Raw genomic sequence first — 15689 nt, 5'->3', positions numbered from 1 at the left:
ACATTGACAGTCTGGTGTCTGCTGATGGCAGGCACCAGATTACCGGGGGCTCAAGAAGCCGTTTCCGCCAGTCAGCAGGCACAAACATTAATGCTGGGTGTCGTCATCAATGGCCAACCTACTGGCGCACTCGCGGCATTCAAACGTCTTCCCAAGGACAAGTTTGCTGCGACACCCGGCGACCTGCAAACTGCCGGAATTAAGCCTGAAACAGGCAAGCTTGGGCAAGATGGCCTGATCGCACTGGATACGCTGGCTGGCGTCACCTGGCGCTATGATGAACCGGGGCAGCTTATCATATTCACGGCCCCGGATGCAGTTCGCGTTCCCAACCGTATTAATGTCGGCTCAACCAGCAAGTCGATCGATTTTTCCAAGGTACGCTCCAATTTTGGCTTTATTCTCAATTATACGCTCTACGGCGCCACGGGCTGGAACGGGGGCTCTCACAGAGCCTTTAGCGGTAGTTTCGATACACGGTTTTTGACACCTTTCGGCGTCACTTCGACCTCGGCGCTGGGTAAGTTCGACGCAGTTGTAGACAAGACAAATGATTTCAGGAACGGGCTAACCCGTCTTGACAGTTCTTGGCGTTATACCGACCCCGAGAAAGCCCTCGTTTATCAAGTTGGCGACAGCGTTTCAGGCGGTCTTTCGTGGAATTCGTCCTGGCGATTTGGCGGCATCCAGTTCAAACGCAACTTCGCCGTTCGCCCTGATCTCATCACCTCTCCGGTTCCCAACCTGTCCGGAAGCGCTTCCGTGCCTTCCACACTTGATCTTTATCTCAATAACATCAAGACGTTCTCAGGTGACGTCCCCGCAGGGCCGTTCGAATTCAGCGGACTTCCATTTTTCAACGGCTATGGCGATGCGAGCATTGTCATGCGCGATGCGCTGGGCCGGGAAATCCGCACGCGACACACTTATTACTATGGGCCGGATATGGTTGGTAAGGGTGTCTTTGATTTTTCAACGGAGTTGGGCTTTCCGCGCGTTGGATATGGCTACGACTCTTTTGAATATGATCGCAATCTCGCTGGTTCGGCAAGTGTGCGTTACGGTCTGACGAACTGGCTCACCACGGAAGCGCATTTCGAAGCTACCCAAGGCTTACTCAATGGCGGCGGCGGCTTCATCACCAGTCTGGGCTCTTTGGGATCGCTCCGAGCGTCGTTGGCCGTTAGTCGCTTCAGTGGACCGGACAGGATCGAAAGCGGCGGCAAAGCCGCGATAGGCTTCCAGACCGGGTATAATGGTTATATATTTTATATCAGCACCAATCGCAATTTTGGCGATTATAACGACATTGGCCTTGTCACTGACCGGCGACATAGCGAACAAGCGCCCATTTCAGTGCGCGCCAGTAGTATCGACAGCATCGGCTTTTCTTTCCCGCTAGGGTTTGATCCCTCTTCGCTTGCTATTAATTACTCTCGCATTCGTGGTGCAGGTAAAGACGACGATGCCAGTCTTCTCAATGTTTCCTGGTCGCGGACAATTTTCAAAAACGCTTCACTTTATGCGACCGGCTATACCGATCTGGATAAACATAACAATTGCGGAATTTTTGTTGGCTTCAGTATTCCTATCGGCGAAAATATGACCGCCTCGGTCAGCGCTGACAATAATGGCCTCGATACGACTTTGACAAAATCCGCGCGTCTTGGCGAGGATCCCATCGCTTGGTCATTGAGGGATCGGGAAAACATAAAAAGCAGAGGCAGCCGTTCGGCAACAGTCGACTATCGATCTTCCTTTGGCGACTTCTCCGGTTCAGTTGACCAGTCCGGTGATGAAGGTCGTATTACAGCCACCGCTGATGGTGCTTTCATTATTGCAGGTGGTGGCATATTCTTTGTCAATCAGGTCAGCGATGCCTTTGCCGTGGTAAAAGGCGGAGGACCGAATGCGCGGGTTTCCCTCAATGGCCGTCATGTCACCAATACCAATTCCGCCGGCCGTGCTTTCGTGCCCGATTTGCAATCCTACCAAAACAACACAATCGCAATTGATCCTACCAATCTGGCTGTAGACCTTCAGCCAGATAATACTCAAGCGATTGTTGTACCCGCTGATCGTTCCGGCGCCGTTATTGATTTCGGTACGAAAAGGATACAAGCCGCAACTGTCATATTGATAGATGCAAATGGCAAACCATTGCCCGTGGGTGCTGAAGTTTTGCGTGAGGGAACCGATCAGCCTGCGATTATGGGCTACGACGGGCGCGTATGGCTTACCGACCTGTCCCCGAAAAACAACCTCACCGTTACGCTACCTGAAGGGTTGGGCACCTGTCACGCCAGTTTTGATTACAAACCTGTGGTGGGCTCTATAGCTGAAATTGCGGGTGTCGTATGCCACTGAAACGGAGAATGTTCATGCGTATGTCCTGTATGCACCGTAACTGCTGGCTTTCAAATATTCAAAACGCTTCTAGGTTCCTTCCGCCGTTTTGCATGTTGGCCATAGGTATAATGGTTATCCTGATTTCACTGTCTTCCCCGGCCGCAGCCGGTGGTGGGGTTTGCAGCCTCAGAAGCCTCGGCACATTCGGCAATACAGTGGTCGACATCGTAGCAAACGCAGCCGCATCAGCCACAAGCCGAGTGGAATACAACTGTAGTTCGCCGACGAAATTCAACAGCATTCAGTTTTGTACCTACATACAATCTGCAGATAGCGGCCTCGCAAGCTCAATCGCAAACAACACATTCTATCAGACACGCGACGCCAACTCCCAACTTGCCTGGCAGATGAGGCTGCAAGGCAGCGGAGACATACCTATAGCAAAATTTGGCGGCTCAAAATCGACGGCTGGCTGGACGCATTATACCAACTGGACGCCAGCGCAACATAGTACCATTGCGGCACAACAACTGACCCTGACTTATCTCGACCGGCAACAACAAGATCGTGTCCAGTCAGGCGTTTACAGCAATGCTTATCAACTGGTCACACAGTACAAGTTCAACAGTGGTGAAGCATCATCATGTGGCTCCGGCATTGCCAATCCGGATGGAACAATTATCAGTGATTTCATCGCAACCGCGACCGTTACCAAGGACTGCCAGATGGAGAATTTTCAAGACATTGATTTTGGAACCCAAAGCAGCATCGAGATTGCATCTAAGAACGCGGGCCAGCTTCACGCCTATGGTAATGTGGGAATCCGGTGCACGTATAAAACACCTTACAGTATAAGCATTAATACTGGCGACAATGCTGAAAATGGCATCGCCCGGCTGAAAAACGGCAATAATTTTTTACCCTACAAGTTACTTCAAAACGAATGTAAGACTGCGTGGGATGACAAAAGTACTCTTTCAGGCTTCGGAAATACCGTCAACGCGATCGATAATCATCAGGTCTGCGCCGAAATCATTACGCCGCTCGCAATAGCACCTGCCGCAGGAGCTTATTTGGATACCGTTATTGTAACCGCAACCTTCTGAAACCAATAAATATGGGCATTGCCGGTTCTGATGGGACGGACGCCCCTCGGATAACTCGATCCCGGCTGACACGGTTTGCGAAGGCGTCCGAAACAGTTGACCCGAACAGCCCAACCGCCGGCAGCAAACAACTTTTGGCAATACCGTATAATCGCCACGTATACGCCAACTCAAACCAAGGCCGTGTAAAGCTACTTAAAAAGAGCGCCGTGAGAATTTTTTGCAAATCTGTTCCAGCCCCCATCTTCTTGCGGTGTTCTCTTTGGCGTGCCTGTGTTGATATCTCATCATGACCACTCAAAACATAGATGAGGATCACATGCTGTTTAAAACCATGATCATACTGGCTTCACTCAGTGTTCCATTGGCTCCGCTTGCTGTACAGGCAAAGCCGGTTACCAAATACCCCATGACGGCTTCATTTAAAGCAGATAATTTTAAGGAGCTTTCACCTCACACAACTGAACTGTCAGGAAATGTTTCTATCAAGGTCGGCGGTTCTGAGATAAAGACGGATCGCGCGACGCTGACACGGAAAAATAATAGGACGAAAATCTCCACCAAAGAGTTTGAAATTTCGGTCAAACAATAATCTGACACGGGGTATACGCGCCGTCCGCCGCCATAATCATTCCAATACGGAGCTGCGTTTAGTATGTCCCGCTCTGTAGTCTGACGCACTGCCTTATGATTAAACTCTTCGCCAAAATTCGACTTATCACAATGCTCTTGCCACCTCAGATTTGGAAATGAAGGCGCCTACAAATCTCGGAGTTAATCAGAAGAGCGTCGGGACTGCGCTAAAAAAGAGTTTATGCCTTGTTCAATGGCGGCCGCCATCACTGCCTGCTGGCACACCCGCTTGATTACCAGTCATGAACATTTAGAGCATGTCTCCCAAAAGTGGGAACCGGTTTTTTGGGATAAAGACATGCGTGAAAACAAATAGATAGAGTATTTCCAACAATTCAATCAAAACAGGAAATGCTCTAGGTGCCGTGACAGGCACCTGGCGCATTTTTTGAGTAAACAGAAAGCGTTCCCACGAAGTTAATCACCTTAAGAGAACGCTCTAGTCGTAAGTCAACTGTCAGGTGTTATACTTGTCGTGATACATTTGCATCATCGCGATGTAGTCGGCAATGTATTTCGCGTCATACCAAACACCGAACAAGAAGCTGGAGCGGCGCCGCGATTGGAATGGCAATCCCAGGAAGTAGATGCCCGGCTCCTTGGAGACACCAAGTTCGTGAACAGGATTGCCGTCCTCATCGAATAAATCCAACTCAAGCCAGCTATAATCACGCTTGAAGCCTGCAGCCCATATGATCGAGGTGATGCCGGCCTCGGCGAGATTCAGCTCAAGAATGGCGTTCTTCTCGTATTCCGTCGGCGGAAGCAGGTTACGTGCATCAGGATATTCCGGCAGATCAAGCCCATTATACTCAATATATTGATCGATCACATCGAGCGTACTGAGGTAGCTCTTGTTGCCTTCGTCAATGTTCTTGGCCAGATCATCCGCAAAGGTGAGCTTTCCATCGTTATAACCTTCCGTACGGCCAACCAGGACGGCACCCTTGGAGGCCAACAGACGATAGTCGATTGGCATCTTGGTATGGACGCCGCTGATCGCGAGAGCAATATTCTGGACATTCTTGTCGCGGTTGACCGTATCCCATCGACCCAGCACACCTGTCCAGTATGCGCCTTCACGATCGCGATAAAACCGCGGTGGACGGATGTGACGACCCAATGACAGATAAACCTTGCGACCAGTATCAACCAGTTCTTCAGCGATCTGGCCACCCGAGGCACCCGCACCGACGACAAGCACTGCGCCATCGGGCAATTGGTCCGGGTTCTTGTAGGCGACCGAATGCATCTGGACAACGTCGGCAGTTTCAGGAACGATCTGGGGCGTTACTGGAACTTGGAACGGACCGGTTGCCGCGATCACATTTATCGCTTCGAAATCACCCGCCGTCGTTGATACAAGAAAGCCCTGCTTCTTGGGCAGCTTCTTGACCGAAAGCACTGTAACATCTGTCCGAACTGGTGCTTTGGTGTTCTCGGCAAAGCTCGAGAGATAGTCGACCAGTTTTTCCTTGGGCGTGAATACATCTTGTTCGATATCTGGGATTCTCATGCTCGGCAGCCGATCGTGCCAAGCTGGACCATTGGCCCGCAGCGAATCCCAACGTGCCGAACGCCAGCTCTCGGCAATTCGCCCCTTTTCGAGAACAACATGGCTGATATTAGCGTTGCTCAGGTGCTCGCTCATCGACAGGCCGGCTTGGCCCGCCCCCACAACTACCGTGTTAACTTTTTCCATTGTTCTTCAAACCTTTCTCCGATGCACGGCCCAAACCTGTTTTCCATTGGCTGAACGAAGCGCGCACCAATCCCGTGCCACCGCACCGGGGAGGAGCGCGGCAGTTAAATCCGTCTGTTTTTCTGAGTTGAGTTCTACAAAGCGGGTATCACATCACTCATGAGACGACGCTGTTTCATGACCGGCATGTTTTTGCGAATTGAGTGGAGATTCTCCATATCCAATTTGGCTGTGATAATGTCTGCCTCCTGCCCGGCACGCGCCACGACCCGCCCCCAGGCATCGACAATGACGGAATGGCCATAGCAGCGCTTTTCCTGGCCATCGACAACCACGCTGCCGCCAAGGCCACAGGCAATGAAATGGCATTGCGTTTCCGCAGCACGAGCGCGAGCCAATAACTCCCAGTGAGCCTCACCGGTAACCATAGTATAGGCGGCGGGAAGCGTGACGACCTCAGCCCCCTTTAGCCGCAGAGCGCGGAAGAGTTCGGGAAACCGGACGTCGAAGCAGATGGCGGTACCGAAGGTAACACCCTCAAACGTCCAGGTGACAATCTCATCGCCTGGCTTGATATAGTCCGATTCACGGAAAGCGCCGCTGCCCAGATCACCCATATCGAACAGGTGCATCTTGCGATATTCCGCGATTACCTCGCCCTGCCGATTAAAGACGACCGATACGTTTTCGACGCGCTCGTCGCCGAAAACCCTGGCAAGGATCGTTCCTGCCTGCACCGCGACATCGTGGCGCTTGGCAAACGCCTGCGCCATCCGGAAAGCGGGCGTTTCGCGCAAGGGCTGGGCAAGTTCGACCGAGCGCCTCTGGTCAGGGCCGTAATAGCTGAAATATTCAGGAAGAATGAGAAAGTCTGGCCGTTCCTCGGCCTGCATTGCTCTTATCATCGCAGTTTCCGCTGCCGGCACCGTGACGTCTGGCGACAACCCCATCAACGTTTGAACCGCTGTGACTCTCATTGTCTAGACTCCTTGGATGAAAGAATTTCCAGCGAATTGGTTGCCCGTCCCCCTGAATCTGGATTCAGAACACGCTCTACGAAGGTGGCCATTTGCGGCTCATAGGCCTTCCAGAGGTTACGCAGTTCTCCCAATGGCTCGGCGGCCTGATCAATGCGTAGATCAACCGAACAAAAATCCGGATATTCAGCGATCTTGAGCGCTGCTGAGGACAACGGGAAAATTTCGCCTCCAGCTTCCAGCGCAGCATCGAGCGCCGCCAACAGTCGCTCGGCCATCGATTTGTCGGTTGTTTCAAGCGCTGCTGTCACCATTGCTGCCGGAACCTGATCATTCCTCAGAATATTGCCGACTGCGACGATCCCCGAAGCAGATGCGCTTGCATAGATCGGCTCCTGATGGGTGCCCTGCCGTAACGCTGTCGCGCCATCGCGATCGACGATTGCAAGTTCGCGCCATTCAATACCTGGCGCGGTTGCGATCTTGTCCAGTGTTTCCTGGGCTGACAGTCCATTCCTCAGATGATGGAGCGCCGCAACGCCCAAACGCGGATCGGTGCGGTGCTGTGTGATGACAGCACCAGCATCATGATTGACGAACAGACAACGCGCGCCCATTGCCATCGAAGAGGTCGCGCCGGCAACACCGAACTGTCCCGTTTGTGGACAGCGAAGAGCGATAGAGAAAGTCATCAGTTCAGCCTCAACATGGATCTGGCAGGAGAAAACGGTGAAAGATCGATACTTGGTTTATCGCCCGTCATAAGCTCGGACACGAACTTGCCGGTAATACCGCCGAGCGTTAGCCCAAGGTGACCGTGACCACATGCATAAATGATGCGGGGATCCTTGCGGGATGGCCCGATAAAGGGGAGGCTATCAGGCGTGGAGGGGCGGAAGCCCATCCAGGTGTCCTGCCTGTCACCCAATGCGGGCAACATTCTTCGAGCTTTATTCTCAAGGACATCGAGGCGTGATTGACGTGCTGGCTTATCCAGACCGCCTAGGTCTACAGTCCCCGCCGCGCGGATCTGATGGGACAGCGGGGTGAGGAAAAACCCATCGGATGGATACATGACCGGATGTGTCAACAGCGGCTCGTGGTGCTCGAATGCGACGTGATAACCGCGCTCGGTATTCATGTTAAGGCGATCGCCAAGCTGATTAGACAGACCACGCGACCAGGCACCAGCTGAAATCACGATGCGGTCAGCAGAGATGACCTCGCCTCCAGTACGGATGCGCACGCCATCGGTGCCACTTTCGATCCGCTCGGCCTTCGCCGTAACGAAACGGCCGCCGTGCTTTTGGATTGCCTGGGCAAGTCCCCTGCAATAGGCTTCAGGACTGTCGACCACAAAGCAACCGGGGAAAATCGTGCCGCCGATATAACCCCGCGCGAGATTGGGTTCCATGGCAGCTATTTCGTCCTGTAAAAGGTACTGCGCTTCGATACCCTCAGCGCGCCGCCGGTCGTTGGATTTCTTGGCGTTCTGAGCTTCCTCTTCAGTGCGGTAAAGGTGAATCGAGCCCGTGCCGCGCCCGAAACGAATGCCACCGACTTCTTCCATCAGGGGAGCGTGCCCCTCTTCGATCACCTTCATCAGCGAGCCAAGCGCCGAAATGGTCCCGTCCTGGCGGCTGCGCAATGACGCAGAAAGGAATGCTGCGAGCCATGGAGCAAGATCGAGAAGATCACGCCAATAGAGCGTAAGCGGTCCATCGCGACGCAACAACATTCCCGGGATTTTCCAGAGAATTCCGGGAGCGGCAGTGGGGAAGATTCCCGAAGGCGCGACCGTCGCGGCATTGCCAAACGACGCGGCATTGCGGAACGATACGCCTGACAAGGGCGGTGTCGGGTCAACGAGGACCACATCCAATCCCTTTTTTTGCAGCCAGCGTGCTGTGGAAAGGCCCACGACGCCGGCACCAATCACCGCAACGGTAAGCTTGCCGCACTTCTTCGTCTGCATTGGAGGCAGTTCCCTCAGATTGCCGCAGTTACGATGATCTCGACATCGTAACCGTGCGCCGCAGGCGGTACGACACCGGCAGCGCGGGATGGCTGATTTTCTGGGTCGACCCACTGCTCCCACACTTCATTCATGGCGTCGAAGTGCTTCTGATCTGAAATCCAGACCGTGGCGCGCAGGATCTTGGATCGGTCGGTTCCGGCTTCCTTGAGCCAACGGTCGACCTTTTCAAGCGCAACGCGGGTCTGATCCTGAATGGTTTCGCCCTGATTGCCGCACATGCCAGCCACATAGGCGATGCCGTTGTGGATGGAGACCATCGAGGTGCGCTTCAGTCGTTCAATACGGATTACATCGGCCATGTTATTTCACCAGCTTTCTGACCCCTTGGGACCATTGATTTTCGAGAGCTCGCCAAAAGGCCTCCAGCTACAGCCTCAGGCTCTTTTGGAAGCCCATGAGCTTTTCGAGCAGCGCGACCGCAATCACCGAGAGAACGATCAGTGCTGTTGCCATGGCAGCTACAGTCGGATCGTCAAAATCCTTGATGTATTGATAGGCCGCGACGGGCAGTACCTTGGTCCGATCATTGGTGAGGAACACGGCGATCGAAAAATTGTCGAGTGCCTCAACGAAGATGAACACAGACGCTGCCAGAATGCCCGACTTCAATTGCGGAAGGACAATGACAAAGAAGGTGCGGAAGGGGCCGGCACCAAGGTTGCGTGCCGCCTCTTCGATCCGCGGATCAAGGCCAAGGAGATTGGCTGAAAGTGCACGAATGGCAAAGGGCAGTGTGAAGACCAATATGCCAAGGCAAAGACCAAAAAGACCAATACGGACGCCACCTGCCGACAGGAGCGAGAGGAGCGAGACACCCGTTACAACGCCCGGAATGATCAGAGGTGACAGGATGATTTGCTGGATCAGCCCTTTGCCTTTGAAGTCAGTGCGCACCAGTGCGTAGCTCGCGGGAATTCCGATCAGCAGGCTCAAGGGCATTACGATCAGAGCCATCGTAAACGAGTTCTTCGCGGCGTCCATGAACATGGAAGAATTATAAAAATTCTTGTGCCAATCGAGTGTGAACCCGGAAGGTGGCCACTGGAAATAGCGCGTCGGGCTGAACGAATGAAGCACGACGAAAACCACCGGCAGCAACAGGAAAACGACCGCTATTGACGCCAGAGCGATTACGACGACGCCAAATTTCGCTTCAAGATCACGCTTAAACATCACGAAACGGCCTTCTTGATTTTCTTCGCGGCGAGGTTGATCAGCCAGATCGAAGCGAACGCGCTGATGAGAAATACGACAGCCGTTGCAGCAGCATAGGGAACGTCATATTCGGTAAACATGCGGTCATAGATCTGGTTTGCCACCATCCTGACCTTTCCGCCGCCCAGAACCATAGGGAAAAGGAACGAGGCCAACGCAATTGAATAGACAAGAACCAGCGTAACCATGAGCCCTGGCAAGAGGATCGGCATGGTAATGCGCCAGAATGTGGTCGTGCGGCTGGCGCCAAGACTACGCGCCGCTTCCTCGACCGAAACGTTCAGGTTCTGGACGACACCGATGAGCGTAAAGACCGCAAACGGCAGCAGGTAATGGGTAATGGCAATGCCAACACCTGACCAGTTGTAAAGAAACTGGATCGGCTTGGCGACGATACCAAGCTCGATCAGGCTCAGGTTTATCAGTCCCCGGTTGCCAAGAAGGACAAGCCAGGAATATGCGCGCGTCACACCACCGGAGAGGAAGGTAACTGCGATCGCGAGCATAATCAGTGTCCCGACCCATTCTCGCTTGGAACGCACGATTACCATGGCCATCGGCACGGCTATTGCGACGGTAATTACCGACATCACAAAAGACGCCCAGAGCGTGGTGAAGAGGATCGACTGGTTGGCCCCCATGAACAATACACGCCAATAATTGTTGAGTGTAGCCTCACCGGCAAACTGCGTTCCCGGCGGGCCCTTCAGGAAGAAGCTTGAGAGACCGAAATAGCTATACGCCGCAACGATAAGCAGGCCGATAATCAGCGCGGGGGTGATCAGATATTTGGCGCGGTTGTTATTCGCCTCCATCATGCCCTCAACACAATTGTATGAGCCGGATCGAGCACAAGCTTGACTGACTGGCCGGCGGCATATCTGGCGCGATTGTTGTTTCGCGGAGAGTTCGCATCAATAGTGAGGCCTTTGACCTCAACCTGATAGACTACTCGCTCGCCAAGCTCGTGGGTGGTCTTGACGGTTCCATTGAGCCCTTCTCGCGGGTCTTCAACACCGACAATTTCGATATGGGAAGAACGGATCGAAACCTTGCAATCAGCGCCCGCGAATTGACCGCAAGCGTCATTGACAACAACCTGCTGTCCAGCAAGCGACAAAGTTGCGCCACTACCGTTGACCGCGACGATCTTCGCATCAAAGATATTGGCCACGCCGAGAAAACGGGCAACGAATTCGCTCTTGGGCCTATCATAGAGTGCGATCGGAGCATCAAGCTGCTCGATACGACCCTGGTTCATGACAGCAATATAATCGGAAAGATAGAGAGCTTCATCCTGGTCATGCGTCACCAGGATCGATGTGATGCCCAGCTTCTGCTGAAGCTCACGCAGCTCGGATTGCAATCCTTCGCGAAGATGCCGGTCGAGCGCACCAAGTGGCTCATCGAGAAGCAGGAGCTTGGGCCTGATGACGACGGCACGCGCAAGAGCGACGCGCTGTTGCTGACCGCCTGACAATTGGCTCGGATAACGATCCGCGAGGTGGGACAACCGGACCATCTCAAGCACGTCGCGTACGCGCACGGTCTGCTCTTCCTTTGAAACACCACGCATCTTGAGACCGAACGCAATGTTGGATTCGACAGTCATATGGGGGAAGAGAGCATAGTTTTGGAAAACCATGCCAATGTCGCGAAAGTTCGGCTCGACCCCGCTGATGTCCGTGCCATCGACGACAATTTCACCGGATGTCACATTGAGAAAACCGGCGATCATTCGGAGAACAGTACTTTTACCGCAGCCGGATGGTCCCAGGAGCGTCAAGAGCGATCCACGTGGCACCTCCAGATCAAGGTTGCTCACGGCCTCGAAGGAGCTGTACCGCTTGGTCAGATTCCTGAGTTGCAACGTGCTGCTCTGCAGATGTTCCATGGTTGCGGTTCCGTCAAAGAATAATGGGGGGTGAGCGCGTTCGGCCTAGGCCGAACGCCTGAATAATCGTTCTGGTTTGATTTTGCAGATTGGAGGCGTGCTAGTCTTTATCCAGGCTCAATGCAGCGGGCCTCCTGAATGCCGGACCATCCCGCAATCTACCAAGTACAGCATATACGATCCGGGGATAAGCACCGTCCTTCATTGTTATTCCGCTGTCTGGTTAAAACCGCGGATCAGGTGAGCTCTCATCAATTGCTCAGCCTTGTCTGCTTCCCGCGCTTTAATCGCCTCGAGAAGTTTGACGTGATCTTGGATTACTTCCTGCGACTGCGCCTGATTGAGGGCCGCAAGACTGGCTTCGCTCATGAAAAAGCCGGCATAGTTTTCGATCGCATTCTGGAGTTCCGGTACGCCGCAAGCGTTGTAGATTCTCCAATGAAATACGTTGTTGTTGCGCACCCGCTCGGTACGAGCCTCTTCCGGGAGGTTCAGCGCCAATTCGATTGAAGCCTCAAGAATCTGGAAATCGTCCTCGTTCAGGTGGGGTACCGCGAGCTTCGTTGCGTAGCCTTCAAGCGCAATCCGGATTGCGCGGATGCCCTTGAGGGCGGACAGCACATCCGCAACGACAACGCCGGAAGACGTGCGCTCAAGAAGCCGGTTGGAGATGAGACGCGTGAAGGCTTCACGCAGCGGCGTACGACTTACCCCGAGCTTCTGAGCCAGCTCCACTTCCCGCAGACGCTGGCCTGCCTCAATCCGTCCGTCCAGAATGAGTGACCGCAACAGTTCATAAACGGCATCCGCCGAGCTCACTGCAGCCAGCCGACGACCGCCCAGATCGTCAATTCCATTGGCATCCATGATTTCTCGTCTCCATATACTCATTGACTCGCTCTAGTTATGCCGCGATCACCTATTGGCTGCCAGTCCCCATATGGCCTGTTTGCGTCTTATCCCTTGTTCCCGACATTCCCGTTCTCGGAGAGCGTGGAGATCAGTGTCGAGAACACTGCGCCTCGACCCACGAGACTATCAATGACGATTGTTTCGTCGCGTGAACAGATGTCATTGCAGATAGGACCCAACCCGTCGATCGTGGGCACCCCGAGCGCGCCGCAGAAGCTGGCGTCAGACCCGCCCGAAACATTGGTCAATTCAAAGCAGGGCGCGCCGATTTCCTCGGAGGCCTTGGCTACGATCTCGTAAAGCGCTTGCGTTTCAGGCGTCCTGGCCCATGCAGGCCGCGTCCAACCGCCTTTCAGAACCACCGAAACGCGATCCGTCGAGACCTCGGAAATCAGCTGCTCAACTTCCTTCTGCAGCTTTGCAGCCGCTTCGGGCGTGCGGGCACGCATGTCGACATGGAGTTTAGCATGGCCAGGAATGACCTGCCTTGCATCACCACCTTGGAATACGCCAACATTCACGATGACACCATTCTCGAGATCCGTCAGGGCCTCGATACGGGGCACGAGGATTGCGAGCGGCCGAACCGCAGAAGCGCCCTTGAGATAGTTGGCCGCCGCGTGCGCAGTCTGCCCGGACGCTTCGATAAAGAAGGCACCAACAGCACCGCGGGAGGTAAAATACCCGCCTCCTGGACGACCAGGCTCAAGAGTCAGGACCCAATCGGAAGTCTTTGCATGCTCCTCGATCCAGCCGCGCGAGAGCGGACTTCCCAGTTCCTCATCGCTAACGACGAGAAACTTGATCTCTTCAAATTCGGCAAGTCCGGCCCTTGAAGCAACATCAATTGCATTGATAGCCAGCACAAGTCCGCCGCGCATGTCACCAACACCGGGACCTGTCGCAAGTTCACCTTTTATCTCAAAGGGCCAGCTCTCCAGCGTGCCGCGCGGCCAAACGGTATCGGCATGGCCGAGGATCATCAACCGGCCTTTGCCCTGCCCTTTTCGAACCGCCAACAAGCGATTACCGCGCTCGGGAACTTCTTCGTAATGAAGTTCAAACCCCTGCGTCTGCAACCGCTCGCCGATCCAACGTGATGTGCGGGTCACACCTTCCACATCGTAGGATCCTGCTTCAATGCCGACAAGTTCGGCAATATCTGCAATCATCGCGTCAAGACGGCCCGCAAAAACGCCGCGAAATCTACTAGCCAGATTCAAGAGAGCCTCCCAGTTTGTATTCTTGTATACAAGCATACTCGTATGCATTTTGCAATAGAAAACTGCCCTCCAGACTGGAGAAAATTACCATCGCGAAACGGTCGCTATTTCAGCAAATCTAATTCGCTCGCCGTCTTCAGACTAAAAAGCGAGAGCGGGGAAAGGCCGTTTTCCTGAAGGCGGCTACCTAGCGCCAGCAGCGCAAAGTCGGCATGCATTGGAGCCATGATCTGCATGCCAATCGGACACCCACGAGAATCGCGACTTGCAGAAAACGCCAGCGCCGGCAGACCAGTAAGGTTGGTCGCCGCAGTGAATTCCAGTGGATTGCCGAGCCCCTTGTTGGGCGCGCCGAACGCGTTATCAAGCAGCGGCGGAATGACCGCATGAATGGGCATGGCCAGCCAGTCGATATCATCGAACAGCTTGTTCCACAGAACGGTAATCTCGGCATACCGCTTGAGAGCCTGGGCATAGTTCTCGTCGGACAGGCTCAATCCCTTTTCGATCAACGTGGCGAGTGCCTGACCATAGGCTTTGCTTTGTGTGGGATAGCTGGTGGCATGGCTGCGTGCGGTCTCTTTGGCGCAGATGCAGTCCCATGTCTCCTGCAGATCAGGAACGGCAGGCGCGGTGCAAGCGACGAGGTCGAGACCCATTCGCTCGGCTGTATCAAGCAGACGGCGATAGGCTGCTTGAACCTCCGGGTCGAGCCGTGAACTGAACAAATCGGGAAGATAGCCAAAACGGCGAGCCGACGTTGGAGAAGGTGGAAGCGTATTTCCGCGGCCGCTCATCGCTCCGAGCAACAGAGCGCACCCATCCGCACTGGACGCCATCGGACCGAGATGATCGAGACTGGGCGCCATGGTGCAGATGCCCTCCGTGCTGACAAAACCGCGGCTGGGCTTGAGCCCGGTCACCCCACAATAAGCCGCTGGAAACCGGATTGAGCCGCCTGTGTCGCTGCCAATGGCTGCAGCTGCCAAACCTGCCGCGACGGCAACACCCGATCCCGACGAAGACGAACCGACACGGAACGATGCGCCCCATGGGTTTACCGGAACCGGCATTTCAGGATGGTGGGTGGAGCAAGCTCCCTCAGCCATGGCCAGTTTACCAAGGATGACCGCGCCAGCCGTCAGAAGATTAGTGACGACCGTTGCATTGCGGCCAGTCTGGCGATCACGAAAGATAGCCATACCATTGGACGTCGGCGCGAAATCCGTTTCACATAAGTCCTTGAGCGCAACGGGTACGCCATGTAACGGTCCAAGGGACCTGCCCTCGGCGAGGGCTTGGTCGGCTGCACTTGCTTGCGAAAGGGCGGTCTCGGCGGTGACCATGACATACGCCTGCAGCGACGGATTCAACCGCTCGATCCGCTCAAGATAATATTGCGTAAGCGCGACCGAGCTTACATTGCCGGTTGCGATCGCATTTGCGATATCTGGCAACGGTTTTGCGATGACTTCAGGAAGACTGCTGGCAACAAGCGGGGCGGTCTGGATCATGGGTGCTCGAAGGATATGAGTGCCAGCCTGGGAGCCGAAACAAACTACCAGCGGCTGTTTATTGTGAAATCAATTTGAAAAGTGGATCAGGTGGCTTTCGCCACCTGATCTGTTCAGTAACTTCCG

Annotated in this window: 14 protein-coding genes; 3 read left to right on the top strand and 11 right to left on the bottom strand. The window is 54.2% G+C overall.

The genetic code is table 11. The annotated features are described in order from the left end of the window. Positions 1-24 precede the first annotated feature (24 nt). The 3 genes from HWX93_RS18190 to HWX93_RS18180 all read left to right on the top strand — a co-directional run bounded on the left by HWX93_RS18190 (position 25) and on the right by HWX93_RS18180 (position 4047). Positions 25-2367, top strand: coding sequence for a fimbria/pilus outer membrane usher protein (locus HWX93_RS18190; protein ID WP_235969134.1), 2343 nt, complete (start codon positions 25-27; stop codon positions 2365-2367). Positions 2368-2477: 110 nt separating this feature from the next. Then, positions 2478-3455: a spore coat U domain-containing protein gene (locus HWX93_RS18185; RefSeq protein ID WP_235969133.1), complete on the top strand. Its 978-nt coding sequence runs from the start codon at positions 2478-2480 to the stop codon at positions 3453-3455. A gap of 289 nt (positions 3456-3744) precedes the next feature. Further along, on the top strand, positions 3745-4047 hold the full coding sequence (locus tag HWX93_RS18180; RefSeq protein ID WP_176038187.1) for a hypothetical protein: 303 nt from the start codon (positions 3745-3747) through the stop codon (positions 4045-4047). A gap of 498 nt (positions 4048-4545) precedes the next feature. Here HWX93_RS18180 and HWX93_RS18175 read toward each other — a convergent pair whose 3' ends face one another. The 11 genes from HWX93_RS18175 to HWX93_RS18125 form a co-directional block, all read right to left on the bottom strand. Beyond that, positions 4546-5790: a flavin-containing monooxygenase gene (locus tag HWX93_RS18175; RefSeq protein WP_176038186.1), complete on the bottom strand. Its 1245-nt coding sequence runs from the start codon at positions 5788-5790 to the stop codon at positions 4546-4548. Positions 5791-5924: 134 nt separating this feature from the next. Next, the gene (locus tag HWX93_RS18170; protein ID WP_176038185.1) at positions 5925-6767 is read right to left on the bottom strand and encodes a carbon-nitrogen hydrolase family protein; all 843 of its coding nucleotides are present in this window, start codon (positions 6765-6767) and stop codon (positions 5925-5927) included. Then, positions 6764-7459: a DUF1028 domain-containing protein gene (locus tag HWX93_RS18165; RefSeq protein ID WP_176038184.1), complete on the bottom strand. Its 696-nt coding sequence runs from the start codon at positions 7457-7459 to the stop codon at positions 6764-6766. Before HWX93_RS18165 ends, HWX93_RS18170 begins: the two co-directional genes overlap by 4 nt. Continuing rightward, a complete protein-coding gene (locus HWX93_RS18160) occupies positions 7459-8742 on the bottom strand; it encodes an NAD(P)/FAD-dependent oxidoreductase (RefSeq protein WP_176038183.1) in 1284 nt (427 codons plus the stop codon). The genes HWX93_RS18165 and HWX93_RS18160 overlap by 1 nt, the downstream gene beginning before the upstream one ends. A 14-nt stretch (positions 8743-8756) precedes the next feature. After that, on the bottom strand, positions 8757-9104 hold the full coding sequence (locus tag HWX93_RS18155) for a RidA family protein (RefSeq protein ID WP_109989728.1): 348 nt from the start codon (positions 9102-9104) through the stop codon (positions 8757-8759). Positions 9105-9171: 67 nt separating this feature from the next. Further along, the gene (locus HWX93_RS18150) at positions 9172-9978 is read right to left on the bottom strand and encodes an ABC transporter permease (protein WP_235969138.1); all 807 of its coding nucleotides are present in this window, start codon (positions 9976-9978) and stop codon (positions 9172-9174) included. After that, positions 9978-10835 carry an ABC transporter permease gene (locus HWX93_RS18145; protein WP_176038181.1) on the bottom strand — a complete coding sequence of 286 codons (858 nt, stop codon included), beginning with the start codon at positions 10833-10835 and terminating at the stop codon, positions 9978-9980. Before HWX93_RS18145 ends, HWX93_RS18150 begins: the two co-directional genes overlap by 1 nt. Beyond that, positions 10835-11914 carry an ABC transporter ATP-binding protein gene (locus HWX93_RS18140; protein WP_176038180.1) on the bottom strand — a complete coding sequence of 360 codons (1080 nt, stop codon included), beginning with the start codon at positions 11912-11914 and terminating at the stop codon, positions 10835-10837. Before HWX93_RS18140 ends, HWX93_RS18145 begins: the two co-directional genes overlap by 1 nt. A 207-nt stretch (positions 11915-12121) precedes the next feature. Next, positions 12122-12781: a GntR family transcriptional regulator gene (locus HWX93_RS18135; protein ID WP_176038179.1), complete on the bottom strand. Its 660-nt coding sequence runs from the start codon at positions 12779-12781 to the stop codon at positions 12122-12124. Positions 12782-12870: 89 nt separating this feature from the next. Beyond that, on the bottom strand, positions 12871-14049 hold the full coding sequence (locus HWX93_RS18130) for a M20/M25/M40 family metallo-hydrolase (protein ID WP_176038178.1): 1179 nt from the start codon (positions 14047-14049) through the stop codon (positions 12871-12873). A gap of 104 nt (positions 14050-14153) precedes the next feature. Further along, a complete protein-coding gene (locus HWX93_RS18125; RefSeq protein WP_176038177.1) occupies positions 14154-15563 on the bottom strand; it encodes an amidase in 1410 nt (469 codons plus the stop codon). Positions 15564-15689 lie beyond the last annotated feature (126 nt).

Source organism: Brucella tritici (assembly GCF_902825325.1).
Classification (GTDB): Bacteria; Pseudomonadota; Alphaproteobacteria; order Rhizobiales; family Rhizobiaceae; genus Brucella.
The sequence above is the reverse complement of the archived record's forward strand: the minus strand, read 5'-3'. Positions and strand labels throughout refer to the sequence as shown.